The sequence below is a fragment of the Streptomyces sp. NBC_00090 genome (assembly GCF_045160815.1).
Lineage (GTDB): Bacteria > Actinomycetota > Actinomycetes > Streptomycetales > Streptomycetaceae > Streptomyces.
Map to the genome: position 1 here is coordinate 2,975,722 of NZ_CP108224.1, position 16,522 is coordinate 2,992,243.

The 16,522-nt window shown below is 71.9% G+C and carries 14 protein-coding genes and 3 tRNA genes; 7 read left to right on the top strand and 10 right to left on the bottom strand.

Annotation, left to right across the window (positions count from 1 at the left end; genetic code table 11):
* Position 1: 1 nt before the first annotated feature.
* The 4 genes from OG361_RS13040 to OG361_RS13055 form a co-directional block, all read right to left on the bottom strand.
* Positions 2 to 280, bottom strand: coding sequence for a transposase family protein (locus OG361_RS13040; RefSeq protein WP_405853481.1), 279 nt, complete (start codon positions 278 to 280; stop codon positions 2 to 4).
* A gap of 192 nt (positions 281 to 472) precedes the next feature.
* A tRNA-Ile gene (locus OG361_RS13045) sits at positions 473 to 549 on the bottom strand.
* Between the two features lie 166 nt (positions 550 to 715).
* Positions 716 to 788 (bottom strand) — tRNA-Asn (locus OG361_RS13050).
* 5 nt (positions 789 to 793) lie between these two features.
* A tRNA-Asn gene (locus OG361_RS13055) sits at positions 794 to 866 on the bottom strand.
* A gap of 159 nt (positions 867 to 1,025) precedes the next feature.
* Here OG361_RS13055 and OG361_RS13060 point away from each other — a divergent pair.
* From OG361_RS13060 to OG361_RS13080, 5 genes are all read left to right on the top strand, one after another.
* Complete coding sequence (locus tag OG361_RS13060) at positions 1,026 to 1,337, top strand: YtxH domain-containing protein (protein WP_405853482.1); 312 nt, start codon at positions 1,026 to 1,028, stop codon at positions 1,335 to 1,337.
* Positions 1,338 to 1,367: 30 nt separating this feature from the next.
* Positions 1,368 to 2,807, top strand: coding sequence for an FGGY family carbohydrate kinase (locus OG361_RS13065; RefSeq protein ID WP_405853483.1), 1,440 nt, complete (start codon positions 1,368 to 1,370; stop codon positions 2,805 to 2,807).
* Between the two features lie 100 nt (positions 2,808 to 2,907).
* Positions 2,908 to 4,641: an ABC transporter ATP-binding protein gene (locus OG361_RS13070; RefSeq protein WP_405853484.1), complete on the top strand. Its 1,734-nt coding sequence runs from the start codon at positions 2,908 to 2,910 to the stop codon at positions 4,639 to 4,641.
* Positions 4,641 to 6,566: an ABC transporter ATP-binding protein gene (locus OG361_RS13075; RefSeq protein ID WP_405853485.1), complete on the top strand. Its 1,926-nt coding sequence runs from the start codon at positions 4,641 to 4,643 to the stop codon at positions 6,564 to 6,566. The genes OG361_RS13070 and OG361_RS13075 overlap by 1 nt, the downstream gene beginning before the upstream one ends.
* A 50-nt stretch (positions 6,567 to 6,616) precedes the next feature.
* Positions 6,617 to 7,375: a hypothetical protein gene (locus OG361_RS13080; RefSeq protein WP_405853486.1), complete on the top strand. Its 759-nt coding sequence runs from the start codon at positions 6,617 to 6,619 to the stop codon at positions 7,373 to 7,375.
* An 8-nt stretch (positions 7,376 to 7,383) separates the two neighbouring features.
* Here the strand turns inward: OG361_RS13080 and OG361_RS13085 are convergent, their stop codons facing one another.
* From OG361_RS13085 to OG361_RS13110, 6 genes are all read right to left on the bottom strand, one after another.
* On the bottom strand, positions 7,384 to 8,424 hold the full coding sequence (locus OG361_RS13085; RefSeq protein WP_405853487.1) for an RNA polymerase sigma factor: 1,041 nt from the start codon (positions 8,422 to 8,424) through the stop codon (positions 7,384 to 7,386).
* 145 nt (positions 8,425 to 8,569) lie between these two features.
* A complete protein-coding gene (gene dnaG, locus OG361_RS13090; protein ID WP_405853488.1) occupies positions 8,570 to 10,462 on the bottom strand; it encodes a DNA primase in 1,893 nt (630 codons plus the stop codon).
* A gap of 29 nt (positions 10,463 to 10,491) precedes the next feature.
* The gene (locus tag OG361_RS13095) at positions 10,492 to 11,751 is read right to left on the bottom strand and encodes an NAD(P)/FAD-dependent oxidoreductase (RefSeq protein ID WP_405853489.1); all 1,260 of its coding nucleotides are present in this window, start codon (positions 11,749 to 11,751) and stop codon (positions 10,492 to 10,494) included.
* Positions 11,752 to 11,895: 144 nt separating this feature from the next.
* On the bottom strand, positions 11,896 to 13,239 hold the full coding sequence (locus OG361_RS13100; protein ID WP_405853490.1) for a deoxyguanosinetriphosphate triphosphohydrolase: 1,344 nt from the start codon (positions 13,237 to 13,239) through the stop codon (positions 11,896 to 11,898).
* A gap of 35 nt (positions 13,240 to 13,274) precedes the next feature.
* Positions 13,275 to 14,159, bottom strand: coding sequence for a sirohydrochlorin chelatase (locus OG361_RS13105; protein WP_405853491.1), 885 nt, complete (start codon positions 14,157 to 14,159; stop codon positions 13,275 to 13,277).
* 89 nt (positions 14,160 to 14,248) lie between these two features.
* Entirely contained in the window at positions 14,249 to 14,935 is a 687-nt protein-coding gene (locus OG361_RS13110) for a hypothetical protein (protein ID WP_384558929.1), read from the bottom strand.
* Between the two features lie 79 nt (positions 14,936 to 15,014).
* Here OG361_RS13110 and OG361_RS13115 point away from each other — a divergent pair, with 79 nt between their 5' ends.
* A complete protein-coding gene (locus OG361_RS13115; protein WP_405853492.1) occupies positions 15,015 to 15,737 on the top strand; it encodes an MIP/aquaporin family protein in 723 nt (240 codons plus the stop codon).
* A 46-nt stretch (positions 15,738 to 15,783) separates the two neighbouring features.
* Positions 15,784 to 16,482: a vancomycin high temperature exclusion protein gene (locus tag OG361_RS13120; protein ID WP_405853493.1), complete on the top strand. Its 699-nt coding sequence runs from the start codon at positions 15,784 to 15,786 to the stop codon at positions 16,480 to 16,482.
* Positions 16,483 to 16,522: the final 40 nt, after the last annotated feature.

A 16,522-nucleotide genomic window follows, 5' to 3' on the forward strand; every position in this document is an offset into this window, starting at 1 on the left:
TTCATCCCCGCTCGACAAGCAGGGGGCGCACCTTGCCGATGGCCCGGGTGATGGTGGAGCGGCCCATGCCGAACCAGCAGGCCAACACATCGCGAGTGGCCCCACGACGCCGAAGTTGAACAAGAGTGGCCAGCAGCCAGTGCTTCGTACCCGCGCCCACAACCCGCTTCCGCGGCCAAGCGGCAAGCCTGGCCTGGTGAAACCCGTGCCACAGCGAACCCACCTCGGCGATGAGTTCAAAGGAGCAAACATTCAGCGCAGTGTGCGGCGTGTCACACACAGGAGCCGTGGGATCGCCGTGGGATCATCCTCGTGGCTCCACACCCAGGCTCCGCCTAAAACCCCAGGTCAAGAAGGTCAAGGCTCGGCGAGGCAGACCAGGGGCGCCCGATTCGCCGCACCGACGAGACGCGAACGCTGCACGCGAAAGCACCCCTCCAGGGACGTTTTCGCAGGTCAGAACGTTTTTCTATGGTGGGGCGGGTGGGACTCGAACCCACGGCCGACGGATTATGAGTCCGCTGCTCTAACCGGCTGAGCTACCGCCCCGAACGGTGAGGCGCGTACATGTGTGCGCGCCGTCTGCCGCAGCATAGCCGCTCATACGATCTCCTGCTCCGGATGATCGGCTCTGCTCGACCATGAAGACCGCGCCGCGCGCCGCATGGTTCCCCGGAACGCGAAAAAGGACCCCGAAGGGTCCTCTTCCGTTCCGCTCCCCCGGCTGGACTCGAACCAGCAACCCTCCGGTTAACAGCCGAATGCTCTGCCAATTGAGCTACAGGGGATCGCGCTCCCCCGACTGGACTCGAACCAGTAACCTGCCGGTTAACAGCCGGCTGCTCTGCCAATTGAGCTACAGGGGATTGCTGCGTTGCACCGAACGTACCCACTCCGGATGCTCCGGGCGGGCGGTTGCTCGCTGCGACACATACATTAGCGCAAGTAGGGGGGTGCTCCGCCAATCGGTATCGCCGCGGGCACCTGCGATGCATCAGGGAAGCTCTCCAGGGAAGGTGGTGGCCATGCGATACAAGCTGACGTTCGTCGTGGGGCTCGCCCTCGGTTACGTGATCGGCACGCGTGCCGGACGCGAGCGCTACGAGCAGATGAAGAAGTCCGCGAGGGAGTTCTCGCAGAACCCCGCCGTGCGGAACGCCGCCGAGTCGGCGGCCCAGACCGGGCGCCAGGTCGCGGGCAAGGCCGTGCACGCCGTGGGCGACACGGTGGGCGACAGGCTGCCGGCCTCGGTGACCCACCGGTTCCACGCGCTGATCGGGCACGGGCAGCCCAACGGGAAGGTGGAGGACGACGACTGGGGCACCAGCAACACCTGAGTCCCCGCGAATGCGGCAGAATCATGTGTCATGGGGATAGTGGCCGGACTCGACAGCTCTGCAGGGTTCACTCGCATCGTCGTCTGTGACGCGGACACGGGTGCCGTACTGCGCCAGGGATACGCCCCTCACCAGGGCGAACCGAAGGCCGCCGAGGTCGATCCACAGACCTGGCTGCTCTCGCTCGGGGAGGCCGCGACCGGCGGGCTCCTCGAGGGCGTGCAGGCCATCGGCGTCTCCGCCCAGCAGCACGGGCTCGTGCCGCTCGACGCGCAGGGCGGTCTCGTGCGGCCCGCGCTCGTCGGCAACGACAAGCGGGCGCAGGTCGCCGCCGCCGACCTCGTCGAGTCGCTGGGCGGTCGCCAGGCGTGGGCCGAGGCCGTCGGCTGCGTGCCGGGCTCCGGGCAGCCGGTCGCCAAGCTGCGCTGGCTGGCCCGTACCGAGCCGGAGAACGCCCGGCGGATCTCGATGATCCTCCAGCCGCACGACTGGCTCGTCTGGCAGCTCCTCGGGCGGCCCGCGCGGCGCACCACCGACCGCGGCGCCGCCTCCGGCACCGGCTACTGGTCGGCCCGCACCGGCGCGTACCGCCCCGATCTGGTGGAGCTCGCGCTCGGGCACCAGGCCGTGCTGCCCGAGGTCCTCGGCCCTGCCGAGGCCGCCGGCACCACCCCCGAGGGCCTGCTCATCTCCGCCGGTACGGGCGAGACGATGGCCGCCGCGCTGGGCCTGGGCCTCGGCCCCGGCGACGCGGTGGTCTCGCTCGGCGCCTCCGGCTCCGTGATGGCCGTGCACCACGAGGCCCTCGCCGACCCGAGCGGCATGATCACCTCCTTCGCCGACGCCGCCGGCATGCACCTGCCCGTCGTCCACACCTCCAACGCGGTACGGACGCTGCGCGGCACCGCCGAGATGCTGGGCGCCGAGTCCCTGGAGGAGCTCTCCGCGCTCGCCCTGAAGTCGACGCCGGGCGCCTCCGGGCTCGTCCTGCTGCCCTATCTGGAGGGCGAGCGGACCCCGAACCTGCCCCACGCCGCGGGCACGCTCAGCGGGCTGCGGCGGGAGTCGATGAAGCCCGAGCACCTGGCGCGGGCCGCGTTCGAGGGGATGCTCTGCGCCCTCGCCGACGCCATGGACGTCCTGCGCGGGCGGGGCGTCGAGGTGCGGCGGATCTTCCTCCTCGGCGCCTCGGCCGGCCTGCCGGCCGTCCAGGCCCTCGCACCGGCGCTCTTCGGCGCGCAGGTCGTCGTCCCCCAGCCGGCCGACTACGCGGCGCTCGGTGCCGCCCGGCAGGCCGCCTGGGCCCTCGGGGTCGCGCGGGGCACGCTCTCCCCGACCGCTCCCCCGGCCTGGCAGGGCGCCGCCGCGCAAGTCCTGGAGCCGGCCGACGAGCTGGCGGGGGGACAGGCCGTGCGGCAGCAGTACGTGGCGACGCGGGAGCAGATCCACCCGGGTGCGTTCGGTTCGTAGACCGGTCCCTCCGCCCACGGTTCGTAAAGTCTTCACCAGGGCTCGCCCCGCGCCCCAAAACAAGTCGTCTCCCACAGGGGCGCGGGTGATAGTAGGTGCCGTGCTCATAAGACTCCTCCGCACCCATCTGCGGCCCTACCGAAAGCCCATCGCGCTGCTCGTCCTGCTGCAGTTCCTGCAGACCTGCGCAAGCCTCTACCTGCCGACCCTGAACGCGGACATCATCGACAACGGTGTCGTCGACGGGGACAGCGGCTACATCCTGCGGTTCGGGGCGCTGATGGTCGGCGTCTCCGTCGTGCAGGTCGTCTGCAACATCGGGGCCGTCTACTACGGCGCCCGGACGGCCTCCGCGCTGGGCCGGGACGTGCGCGGCGCGATCTTCGACCGGGTGCAGTCCTTCTCCGCGCGGGAGCTCGGACACTTCGGCGCGCCCTCGCTGATCACCCGTACGACCAATGACGTGCAGCAGGTCCAGATGCTGGTCCTGATGGCGTTCACCCTGATGGTCTCCGCGCCGATCATGTGTGTCGGCGGCATCGTGATGGCGCTCGGCCAGGACGTGCCGCTGTCGGCCGTGCTGCTCGCGGTGGTGCCGATCCTCGGCGTCTCCGTCACGCTCATCGTCCGGAGGATGCGGCCGCTCTTCCGGACCATGCAGGAGCGCCTCGACACGGTGAACCGGGTGCTGCGCGAGCAGATCACCGGCAACCGCGTCATCCGTGCGTTCGTGAAGGACGGGTACGAGGAGGAGCGGTTCCGCCGGGCCAACGCCGATCTGACCGACGTGTCGATGGCGACGGGCCGACTGATGGCACTGATGTTCCCGATCGTGATGACCGTCGTGAACGTCTCCGGCGTGGCCGTCGTCTGGTTCGGCGCGCACCGCATCGACAGCGGCGGGATGGAGATCGGTGCGCTGACCGCCTTCCTCGCCTATCTGATGCAGATCGTGATGTCCGTCATGATGGCCACCTTCATGTTCATGATGGTGCCGCGTGCCGAGGTGTGCGCCGAGCGCATCGAGGAGGTCCTCGCGACCGAGTCCAGCGTCGTGCCGCCGGCCGAGCCGGTGACCACGCTCGACCGGCGCGGACATCTGGAGGTCAGGAGCGCGGACTTCCGGTACCCGGGCGCGGAGGAGTCGGTCCTCAAGGACGTCGGCCTGGTGGCCCGGCCCGGTGAGACCACCGCGATCATCGGTTCCACGGGCAGCGGCAAGTCGACCCTCCTCGGGCTCGTGCCCCGGCTCTTCGACGCCACCGGCGGCGAGGTCCTCGTCGACGGTGTCGACGTGCGGAGGCTCGACCCCGCGCTGATGGCCAGGACCGTGAGCCTCGTGCCGCAGAAGCCGTACCTGTTCTCCGGGACGGTGGCGACGAACCTGCGGTACGGGAAGCCGGACGCGAGCGATGAGGAGCTCTGGCACGCGCTGGAGGTCGCCCAGGCCGCCGACTTCGTCCGCGAGCTCGAGAAGGGGCTGCACGCCCCGATCGCGCAGGGCGGCACGAACGTCTCCGGCGGTCAGCGGCAGCGGCTCGCCATCGCGCGGACGCTGGTGCAGAAGCCGGAGATCTACCTCTTCGACGACTCCTTCTCCGCCCTGGACTACGAGACCGACGCGCTGCTGCGCGAGGCGCTCCGGCGGGAGACGGCCGACTCGACCGTGGTGATCGTCGCCCAGCGGGTGTCGACCATCCGGGAGGCCGACCGGATCGTCGTCCTCGACGAGGGCCGGGTCGTCGGCACCGGCCGGCACCAGGAGCTGATGGCGGAGAACAAGACGTACCGGGAGATAGTGCTCTCCCAGCTGACCGAGGCGGAGGCAGCCTGATGGCCGGTCCTGGTGGACGCATGATGGCCGGTGGCGGCCCCGACCAGCGGTCGATGGACTTCAAGGGCTCGGGCAAGCGGCTGCTGCGGCAGCTGGCGCCCGAGCGCGGCGCGCTCTGGCTGATGCTGATCGCCGGCGTGCTGTCGGTGGCGGCCTCCGTGGTCGGGCCGATGATCCTCGGCAAGGCGACCGACCTGGTCTTCGCGGGCGTGGTCGGACGGGAGTTCGAGGGCGGCACGAAGGCGGAGGCGATCGCGGGGCTCCGCGCGACGGGCGACTCCGGCATGGCGGACATGCTCTCCGGGGTCGATTTCACCCCGGGGCAGGGCATCGACTTCGGCGCGGTCGGCGAGGTCCTGCTCTGGGTCCTCACGGTCTACGTGGCGGCGGGCCTGCTGATGCTGGTCTCCACCCGCATGTCGATCAAGGTGATCAACCGGACGGTCTTCCGGATGCGGGAGGACGTCCAGACGAAGCTGGCGCGGCTGCCGCTGTCGTACTTCGACAGGGCGAAGCGCGGCGAGGTGCTGTCCCGGGCGACCAACGACATCGACAACATCTCGCAGACCCTCCAGCAGTCGATGGGCCAGCTGGTCAACTCGCTGCTCACGATCGTCGGCGTGCTCGCGATGATGTTCTGGATCTCGCCGCTGCTCGCCCTGGTGGCGCTGGTGACGGTGCCGGTCTCGGTCTTCGTCGCGGCGAAGATCGGGAAGCGCTCGCAGCCGCACTTCGTGCAGCAGTGGAAGTCGACGGGCACGCTCAACGCGCACATCGAGGAGATGTACACCGGGCACAACCTGGTGAAGGTCTTCGGCCGGCAGGAGGAGTCCGCGAAGGACTTCCGCGAGCAGAACGACGCGCTGTACGAGGCCGGGTTCAAGGCCCAGTTCAACAGCGGTGTGATGCAGCCGGTGATGTTCTTCGTCTCTAACATCAACTACGTCCTGGTGGCCGTGGTCGGCGGTCTGCGGGTGGCGAGCGGCACGCTCTCCATCGGTGACGTGCAGGCCTTCATCCAGTACTCGCGCCAGTTCTCCATGCCGCTGACGCAGGTCGCGTCGATGGCGAACCTGGTGCAGTCCGGCGTCGCCTCGGCCGAGCGGATCTTCGAGCTCCTCGACGCCGAGGAGCAGGAGCCGGACGCCCCGAGGAGGGAGCGGCCCGCCGACCTCAAGGGCAAGGTCGCCCTGGAGGAGGTCTCCTTCCGGTACGAGCCCGACAAGCCGCTCGTCGAGAACCTCTCGCTCACCGTGGAGCCCGGCCAGACGGTCGCGATCGTCGGCCCGACGGGCGCCGGCAAGACGACCCTGGTGAACCTGCTGATGCGGTTCTACGAGGTGACGGGCGGCCGGATCACCCTGGACGGGGTCGACATCGCGCAGATGTCCCGGGAGGAGCTGCGGAGCGGGATCGGCATGGTCCTCCAGGACACCTGGCTCTTCGGCGGCACCATCGCCGACAACATCGCCTACGGCGCGACGCGCGAGGTGACCCGGGCGGAGATCGAGGAGGCGGCGCGCGCCGCGCACGCCGACCGCTTCGTCCGCACACTCCCCGAGGGGTACGACACGGTCATCGACGACGACGGGGCGGGGGTGAGCACGGGCGAGAAGCAGCTGATCACCATCGCCCGGGCGTTCCTGTCCGACCCGGTGATCCTCGTCCTCGACGAGGCCACCAGCTCCGTCGACACCCGCACCGAGGTGCTGATCCAGAAGGCGATGGCGCGCCTGGCCCACGGGCGCACCTCGTTCGTCATCGCGCACCGGCTCTCCACGATCCGGGACGCGGACGTGATCCTGGTGATGGAGAACGGATCGATCGTCGAACAGGGCACGCACGAGGAGCTGTTGGCATCGGCCGGGGCCTACGCCCGGTTGTACGCGGCGCAGTTCGCGCAGGCGGTCGCCGAAGTCGACTGACCTGACCCGCTGATCGACTTCGCGGTGGCCCGTGCCGCATCATGTGCGGCATGGGTCACCCAGCGAAAGATCCCGCGCCCGGTCCGGTGCCGCTGACCGGTGTCGTGAAGGTGCCGGGGCAGGCGCCGCCGGGCTGGTCGGTCGAGCACCTCGGCGCGACGGCCTTCCCGCCGTCGGACCGGCCGTACGCCCTCCTGGAAGGCTGGGACTTCGGCCCGCTCTTCGAGCCGTTCTCCATCGAGGGAGAGGCCGGGGAGCATGTGATCCCCTGGGACGACCGCTTCCCCGACGGCCCGTTCCTGCTGGAGGCCGCGCACCGGGGTGAGGGGATGTTCTCCCTGATACCCCAGACCGAGCTGGGCGGGGTCATCCCCGACCTCTATTTCAGCAACGGTCTCCGGGACTTCCGCGGGAGCACGGTCCCCGAGCGCCGTCACCCGCAGCTGAAGCTCTCGGCGCGCAACCCCTGGATCCTGCGGATCAAGCCCGTGGCCGCCGCCCGCCGGCTGACGGGGACGATGACGGGGTACGGTCACGAGGCCCTGCTGTACACGGGTCCGGCCGTCGAGCTGCGCGTCCTGTTCCGGGGCCGGGACACGGGGCACACCGGTCACTGCGCCCTGTGGTACCACGAGGTCGCCGGCGAGACACGGCTCACCGAGAAGCGGCGCGGCCTGCTCCTCAACGACAGCGGCAGGAAGGTGAAGTCCACCGTCCGGCTCCCCGCGGGACCGCTGCTGCTGAGGTGGAAGGCGGAGGGCGACTGGACCCTGGCCGTCGAGGAGCCGCGCTCGCCGGACAGGCCCTAGTCGCACCGTCAGTCGAGGTATCCCCTGAGCTGGTCCGCGTAGGCGTGGTCCCGGAGTTTGTTGAGGGTCTTGGACTCGATCTGGCGGATGCGTTCGCGCGTCACGCCGAAGATGCGGCCTATCTCCTCCAGGGTGCGGGGCCTGCCGTCGTCGAGGCCGTAGCGGAGCTGGACGACCTTCCGTTCACGTTCGCCGAGGGTGGAGAGCACGTCCTCCAGGTGGCGGCGGAGCAGCAGGAAGGCGGCGGACTCGACGGGTGAGGCGGCGTCGCCGTCCTCGATGAGGTCGCCGAGGGCGACGTCCTCCTCCTCGCCGACGGGGGCGTGCAGGGAGACGGGTTCCTGGGCGAGGCGGAGGACCTCGCCGACCCGCTCGGGCGCCAGGTCGAGCTGGGCGGCGACCTCCTCGGCGGTGGGTTCGTAGCCGCGCTCCTGGAGCATGCGGCGCTGGACGCGGATGACCCGGTTGATGAGTTCGACGACGTGCACGGGGACGCGGATGGTCCGGGCCTGGTCGGCGAGGGCCCGGGACATCGCCTGGCGGATCCACCAGGTCGCGTACGTGGAGAACTTGTAGCCGCGCGCGTAGTCGAACTTCTCGACGGCCCGGATGAGGCCGAGGTTTCCCTCCTGGACGAGGTCGAGCATGGTGAGGCCGCGGCCGACGTACCGCTTGGCGACGGAGACGACGAGGCGGAGGTTGGCCTCGATGAGCCTGCGTTTGGCGATCCGGCCGAGGACGACGAGCCGGTCCAGGTCGATCGCCAGCCGGGTGTCCAGGTCGGGGGTGTTGGCGAGCTTCTGCTCGGCGAAGAGCCCGGCCTCGACGCGCCGGGCCAGTTCCACCTCCTCCTCGGCGCTGAGGAGCGGGATGCGGCCGATCTCGCGCAGGTACTGGCGGAAGAGGTCGGAGGAGGGGCCGTTGCCGCCGAGATCGGTGCGGCGGCGCTGGACCGGGATCTCGGGTTCCTCGTCGGGTGCGGGTCCTGCGGGGTGCTGGGGCGGTTCCTCGGACACGGGCTGGGACGGGGTCTGGATCCGGGTCTGCACGGGGGGCGACCTCCAGGAGGGTGATCGCTGCCGGTTCGGAGGGACTTACGGCAACGGGACGGCACCGTCAACCAGTGTGGGGTACGACACATCGCCGCCACGAGGGGCGTGCGGTGACTTTTTGAATCCGCCACGTCACCGACGGTCAGAGTGCCGCGGCGCCGTTGTTCCTCAGGGACTGCCCGTACTGGGTGAGCACCCAGAGTTCGTTCTGCACGGCCGAGAGCTGCTCCGGGTCGCCGTGGGCGCCGAGCCGGGCCAGGGTGCCCTGGACGTCGCGGATGCGCCGGTCGACGGCGCGCAGCCGGACGGTGACGAGCTGGTCGCCCGCGTAGGCCTCGTCGACGGCCTTGGCGAAGATCGTCTCGACGGCGAGTTCGGTGACGAGGGCGCGGACGCTGTCGTTGGGCGCGGCCTCGCGGACGGCGGAGAGGTAGTCGGAGGGGGCGCCGGTGGCGCCGCCCGCGTCCTGGACGCACTGCCGGACGGCCGCGTAGGGCGGGGCGGTGAACTCGTCGATGCCGTAGGCGTCGAAGGCCGGGGAGACCAGTTCGGGCCGCTGGAGCGCGAGCTTGAGGAGTTCGCGCTCGGTGCGGTGGGCCGGGCTGCGCAGGTTGAGCGCGGGGCCGGAGGTCGCGGCCGACGGGCCCGGGGTGTCGTAGGTGCGCTGCCGGGCCGGCTGGGCGGGGCCTTTGCCGCCACCGCCGCCGCGCTGCCACTGGGCGATCTGCGCGACCCGGCGGACGACGAACTGGGTGTCGAGAAATCCGACCAGGCCGGCGAGCTGAACGGCGACCCTGTGCTGCACGGAGAGGTTCTTGAGCTTCGCGACGATCGGAGCGGCCTCGTCGAGGGCGGCGGCCTGGCCCGCCGGGGATTCCAGGTCGTACCGCTTCACGATCTGGCGGAGGGCGAACTCGAAGAGCGGGGTGCGGGGCTCAGCCAGCTCCGCGACGGCCGCGTCGCCCTTGGCGAGCCGCAGGTCGCAGGGGTCCATGCCGTCGGGAGCGATGGCGATGTAGGTCTCGGCGGCGAACTTCTGGTCGTCCTCGAAGGCGCGCAGGGCGGCCTTCTGGCCGGCGGCGTCGCCGTCGAAGGTGAAGATGACGCGGGCCGAGCCGTTGTCCATCAGGAGGCGGCGGAGGATCTTGATGTGGTCGCCGCCGAAGGCGGTGCCGCAGGTGGCGATGGCGGTGGTGACGCCGGCGAGGTGGCAGGCCATGACGTCGGTGTAGCCCTCGACGACGACGGCCCGGCTGACCTTGGCGATGTCCTTCTTGGCCAGGTCGATGCCGTACAGGACCTGGGACTTCTTGTAGATCGGCGTCTCGGGCGTGTTGAGGTACTTGGGGCCGTTGTCGTCGTCGCGGAGCTTGCGCGCGCCAAAGCCGACGACCTCGCCGCCGACGTCCCTGATCGGCCACATGAGGCGGCCGCGGAAGCGGTCGATGGGGCCACGGCGGCCGTCCTGGGAGAGGCCGGAGACGATCAGTTCCTTGTCGGAGAAGCCCTTGCCGCGCAGGAAGCGGGTGAGGTGGTCCCAGCCGGCCGGCGAGTAGCCGACGCCGAAGTGCGCGGCGGCGGCCTGGTCGAAGCCGCGCTCGGCGAGGAACTTGCGGCCGATCTCGGCCTCGGGCGAGTCGAGTTGGTCGATGTAGAACTGGGTGGCGGCCTTGTGCGCCTCGACGAGGCGGATGCGCTCCCCGCGCTGGTGGCCGGGGTTGTAGCCGCCCTCCTCGTACCGCAGGGTGATGCCCGCCTTGGCGGCGAGGCGCTCGACCGTCTCCGAGAAGGAGAGGTGGTCGATCTTCATCACGAAGGCGAGGGTGTCGCCGCCCTCCTGGCAGCCGAAGCAGTGGAAGAGTCCCTTGCTGGGGCTGACCTGGAAGGATGGCGACTTCTCGTCGTGGAAGGGGCAGAGCCCCTTGAGGTTTCCGCCGCCCGCGTTGCGCAGCTGGAGGTACTCGGACACGACGGCGTCGATCGGGACCGCGTCCCGGACCGCCTTCACGTCGTCATCGTTGATCCTGCCTGCCACGCATGAAGTCTACGGGTGACCGGCCCCGATCAGAGCAGGCTGTCCAGGGGTACGGAGGGGTCGGCGAGGGCCTCCGGGTCCACGGCCGCCCGGGAGCGGATGAGCCGCTGGATCGGGTCTGTGACGTCCCACACATTCACGTTCATGCCCGCGAGGACCCGGCCCTCCTTGAGCCAGAAGGCGATGAACTCGCGCTTGCCGGTGTCGCCGCGGACCACGACCTGGTCGTACGTGCCCGGGGGCGCCCAGCCGGAGTACTCCATGCCCAGGTCGTACTGGTCGGAGAAGAAGTAGGGCACCCGGTCGTAGGAGACGGTCTGCCCGAGCATGGCGCGGGCGGCGACCGGTCCGCCGTTGAGGGCGTTGGCCCAGTGCTCGACGCGGAGCCGGGTGTGGAGCAGCGGGTGGTGGGCGGCGGCCACGTCCCCGGCGGCGTAGATGTCGGGGTCGGAGGTGCGCAGGGACTCGTCGACGGCGACGCCGCCGCCGTCGGCCCGGTCGACGAGGGCGAGCCCGGAGTTCTCGGCGAGGGCGGTGCGGGGGGCGGCGCCGATCGCGGCGAGCACGGCGTGCGCCGGGTGCTCCTCGCCGTCGTCGGTGCGGACGGCGAGGACCATGCCGTCCTGGCCGACGATCTCGGTGAGCTTGACGCCGAAGTGGAAGCGGACGCCGTGGTCGCTGTGGAGGTCGGCGAAGAGCTGGCCGAGCTCGGGGCCGAGGACGCGGTGGAGCGGGGTGGGCTCGTACTCGACGACGGTGACCTCGGCGCCGTAGCCGCGGGCCGCGGCGGCGACCTCCAGGCCGATCCAGCCGGCGCCGGCGATCACCAGGTGGCCGTTGTCGCGGCCGAGGGCGGCGAGGACCTGGCGGAGCCGGTCGGCGTGGGCGAGCCGGCGCAGGTGGTGGACGCCGGCGAGCTCGGTGCCGGGGACGTCGAGGCGGCGCGGCTCGGCACCGGTGGCGAGGAGCAGCTTGTCGTAGCGGATGACGGTGCCGTCGCCGAGGCGCACGGTGCGGGCCTCCCGGTCGACGGCGGTGACGGACTGGCCGAGGTGCAGCTCGACGTCGTTCGCCGCGTACCAGGCGGCCTCGTGGACGAAGACGCTGTCGCGTTCCTTGGCGCCGGTGAGGTAGCCCTTGGAGAGGGGTGGGCGCTCGTAGGGGTGGTCGCGCTCGTCGCCGATGAGGATCACCCGGCCGTTGAACCCCTCGGAGCGCAGTGTCTCCGCCGCTTTGGCCCCTGCCAGACCTCCGCCGACGATGACAAAGGTCTGATCTGCGTCGACCACGTCGATTCCTCCTCGTTGCGACCGGTTCCAACCTACGCCCCCGGGGGTTCGTCCGGCCGTACCGCCTCGGGGCGTGCATGCGAGCGTCCCGCACGGAGGGAGGGGAGGGAAGAGGGCCGCCCCCGGCCGGTAGGGCGGACGGCCCTAGCTGTGGTGGGGGCGGAGGTGGGCGTGGAGGGCGCGGGCGGAGGCGTCGGTGAGGGAGGCGATCTGGTCGACGATGACGCGCTTGCGGGCCCGGTCGTCGCGCGCCGTGTCGAACGCGGCCCGGAACTGCGGTTCGAGGCCGTCGGGGGCGCGGACGACGAGGGCCTCGGCGAGTTCGGCGACGACGATGCGCTGGTCGGCGCGGAGGGCCTCCTGCTCGGCGCGCTGCATCACGTACCGGTCGGCGACGGCCTTGAGGACGGCGCATTCGTTGCGCGCCTCGCGGGGGACGACGAGCTCGGCGCCGTACCGGGTGAGGCGGCCCGAGCCTCCCCCGGTGCCCGGGCGGTGCCCCCATGCCTGGCGGGTGGCGCCCTCGGCGGCGAGGCAGAAGCGGCCGATGAGCTGGCTGGTGGCGTCCTTGAGACGGGCCTGGGCGACGCCCGAGCCGTCGTAGCCGTGCGGCCACCACTCCTGGTCGAGGAGCCGGTCGAGGGCTTCGGCGAGCTCCTGCGGGTCGGTGTCCTCGGGGACGTAGCGGCCGATGGCGACGGACCAGATGTCGGCGCGCTCGGGCTCGGCGAGGAGCATGTTGGGGTCGATGTGGCCGGCGTGCAGGCCGTCCTCGAAGTCGTGGACGGAGTAGGCCACGTCGTCGGACCAGTCCATGACCTGGGCCTCGAAGCACTTGCGGTGGCCGGGGGCGCCCTCCCGGATCCAGGCGAAGACGGGGAGGTCGTCCTCGTAGACGCCGAACTTGGGCGAGCCGGGGTCGTCGGGGTGGCCGCCGCGCGGCCAGGGGTACTTGGTGGCGGCGTCGAGGGCGGCCCGGGTGAGGTTCAGTCCGACGCTGACGAGCTCCCCGTCCTTGTCCTTGACGAAGCGCTTGGGCTCGATGCGGGTGAGGAGGCGGAGCGACTGAGCGTTGCCCTCGAAGCCGCCGCAGTCCTTGGCGACGTCGTTGAGCGCCTGCTCGCCGTTGTGCCCGAAGGGCGGGTGGCCCATGTCGTGGGAGAGGCAGGCGGCCTCGACGAGGTCGGGGTCGCAGCCGAGGGCGGCGCCGAGCTCGCGGCCGACCTGGGCGCACTCCAGGGAGTGGGTGAGCCGGGTGCGGGGGCTGGCGTCCCAGGCGTGGCTGCGGGTGCCGGGGGTGACGACCTGGGTCTTGCCGGCGAGCCGCCGGAGCGCCGCGGAGTGCAGGACGCGGGCCCGGTCGCGCTGGAAGGCGGTGCGGCCGGGTCGCTTGTCGGGCTCGGCGGCCCAGCGGTCGGTCGCGGCGGAGTCGTATCCGGGGGTGTCTGTGATGTCTGCGCTGTCCTTGGTGTCCTCGATGCCTTCCATGCCTCGAAGGTAACCGGAGGGACCGACAGAAGTGCTCAGATGGCGGCGAGTTCCCGCGTGCGGGTGGTGGTGCGGGTGGTCTCGCGGCCCGTCTCGCGGCCGGCGAGGGCGCGGTCGTAGCGGTGGAGGACGAGGCGGGCGAGGGCCGGGTGGGCGCCGAGGGGGGCGGCCGCGATCCAGGGGGCGTGGGCGGCGGCGCGGGTCGCGAAGAGGCCGGGGGCGGTGAAGCAGGAGGCGACGGCGATGCGGTGGCGGCCGCCGGCGGCGAGGGCGCGGACGGCCTCGGGGACCGTGGGCGCGGCGGCGGAGGCGTACGCGGGGAGGACGGGCACGCCGCCGAGGCGCTCGCCGAGGAGGGCGGCGATCCGGCGGATCTCGGCGCCGGACCGGGGGTCGCGGGAGCCGGCGGAGGCGAGGACGACCCCGGTGGCGCGGGAGGTCCCGTCCTCGGGGCTCCAGCCGGCCTGGGTGAGCCGGTCGGCGAGGGCCTCGACGAGGAGGGGGTGCGCGCCGAGCGGTGCGGCGACGCGGGCCCGGAGGCCGGGTGCGGCGGCGACGGCGGCGGGCAGGTCGTGGGTGACGTGGTGGCCGGGGGCGAAGAGGAGGGGGACGAGTACGGCGTCCCGGCCCTCGGCGGCGAGCCCGGCGAGGGTGTCGTCGAGGAGCGGCGCGTTCAGCTCGATGTGGGCGAGGCGGACGTCGAGCCCGGGGCGCAGCTCGCGGACCCGGTCGAGGAGGCGGCTCAGGGCGGCCCGGGCACGGGGGTCGCGGCTGCCGTGTCCGACGGCGACGAGGGTGGGTGCGTTCATGGGCGGGCGCGTCCTCGGGAGGGAGAGGTGGGCGAGCCGCGTCCCGAGCTGCTCGGCGATGCCGCCGAGCCACTCGGGTGCGCTGTCGAACGTGCTGTCCGGCTCCGTCATGCACCGATCCTGGCGGGGCCAGGTTGCCTGCCCGTTGCGCCGGGGTCACGACTGTTTGCCGTGACCTCACGGACGTCCCTCGGCGGGTGTCAGGCGCCCAGCCAGACCCGCAGCGGGCCGATCTCCTCGAAGCCGGCGGCGAGCGCGGGGGGCAGGTCGCCGCCGGACTCGTAGCCGACGACGGGGCGGTCGGCCGGGGCGGCGGCGAGGGCGCCCGCCCAGGTGTGGGACGGGTCGGTGTCGCCGGTGGCGAAGAGGTTGGAGACGCCGGTGACGCGGGCGCTCTCGCTGAGGACCGCGCCGCCGAGGATCCGGCCGTCGGCGGAGTATCCCGCGACGATCGTCGTCGCCGGGTCGGCGAGGAGTTCGGGGCGGAAGAGCGCCGCGTCGTCGGCGTCGTCGCCGCTCCAGGCGAGGGCCCAGGCGGCGAGCTCCTCCGGGGTGCGGACCGGGCGCCAGTCGCCGGTGGCGGCGGGGGCGGGGAGGCCCGCGGGGCGGTGGATCCAGCTGGCCTCGAAGAGGAGGCGGAAGCCTTCGGCGGTCAGGTCGAGGCGGGCGAAGCTGTCCTTGACGGAGGCTCCGGGGGTGGTCCGGTCGATGCCGGCCAGGACGTCCGCGGCGGTCGCGTCCTCGGACAGGGTGACAGCGTCCGGGTAGTAGAGCGGGGTGCGGCGGTCGTTCGTCCAGGCGCGGGGCCCGAAGGTACCGGCGTGGCCGTGGGCTTGGCACATGGCCCGGCACCACTCGGCGTTGTTGCGGACGGCATCGATGATCATGCGCGGATCGTAGGGGTGTTCCCCGATTCCTGCCCGCTATTTCTTCTCGGGTTCCGTTCTGCGGAATATATTTTCCACCATGAGAATGTCCCCGCCCTCTCTCCCCCGGCGTACCGCCGCCGAGTTCATCGGTACCGCCGCCCTCGTCGCCGTCGTCGTCGGCTCCGGGATCCGCGCCGACTCCCTGAGCCAGGACATCGGCGTCCGGCTGCTCGCCAACGCCGCCGCCTCCGCCATCGGCCTCGGCCTGCTCATCGCCCTCATCGGCCCGCTCTCCGGCGCCCACTTCAACCCCGTCGTGACCCTCTCCGAGTGGTGGTCCCGCCGCCACGAGCGCGGCGGGCGCGAGGCCTTCGCCTACATCGCCGCCCAGCTCGCCGGAGCCGTCACCGGCGCCCTGCTCGCCGAGGCGATGTTCGGGCGGGCGCCCGGCGCCTGGGCCACCGAGCCGCGTTCCGCGCTCCACCTCCTCCTCGGCGAGGCGGTCGCCACCGCCGGGCTCGTCCTCGTCGTGCAGGGCCTGCGCCGCATCGGCCGCCCCGGCCTCGCCCCCATCGCGGTCGCGGGGTACATCGGCGCGGCGATCTGGTTCACCTCCTCCGGCTCCTTCGCCAACCCGGCCGCCACCCTCGGCCGCGCGTTCTCCGACTCCTTCACCGGGATCGCCCCCGGGTCGGTGCCCGCCTTCGCCGCCGCCCAGCTCCTCGGCATGGTCATCGGTCTGGGGCTCGCCGGTGTGCTGTACGGAACACTCCGGGCGTCCGGCGAACCGAAGCCGGCGGATCCGCGTCGGACGGGGTGACAGAACGAAACGACCGGCACCACACCGATCCCACGGAGGTTCCCGCATGACGGCACGGCCGATCCGGTGGCTCCCCCGCAGTACGCGGGCCCGCCGCCGCACCGTCCAGGCCGTCGTGCTCGGCGCGGTCCTCGCACTCGCCCCGGCCACCTGGATGCACACGGTCGCCGAACCCCGGCTCCGTACCACCGCGGACGTGCCCGCCCGGGACGTCGGCGTCGTCTTCGGCGCCGGCCTGTGGAAGGGGCGCCCCACCCCGTACCTCGCGCACCGGCTCGACACGGCCGCCGAGCTGTACCGCACGGGCAAGGTCCGGGTCCTGCTCGTCACCGGCGACAACAGCAGGACCGCATACGACGAGCCGAGCGCCATGCGCGCCTACCTCACCGAGCGCGGGGTGCCGGAGGACCGGATCGTCAGCGACTACGCGGGCTTCGACACCTGGGACTCCTGCGTCCGGGCCAGGAAGGTCTTCGGCGTCGAGCGGGCCGTCCTCGTCACCCAGGACTTCCACATCAAGCGGGCCGTCGCGCTGTGCGGGGCGGCGGGCGTCGACGCGTACGGGGTCGGGGTCGCCGAACCCCACGACCGCACCTGGTACTACGGCACCACCCGGGAGCTGGCCGCGGCGGCCAAGGCCGGCCTCGACGCGGCCCTGCGGCCCGACCCGCACTTCCTCGGGCCGAAGGAGACCGGTGTGACGGAGGCCCTCGCCTCGACCGAGGACACTCCCGCCTCCCCCTAGGGGCTGTCCGGAGACCTCCGCCTCACCTCGGGACCGGCCG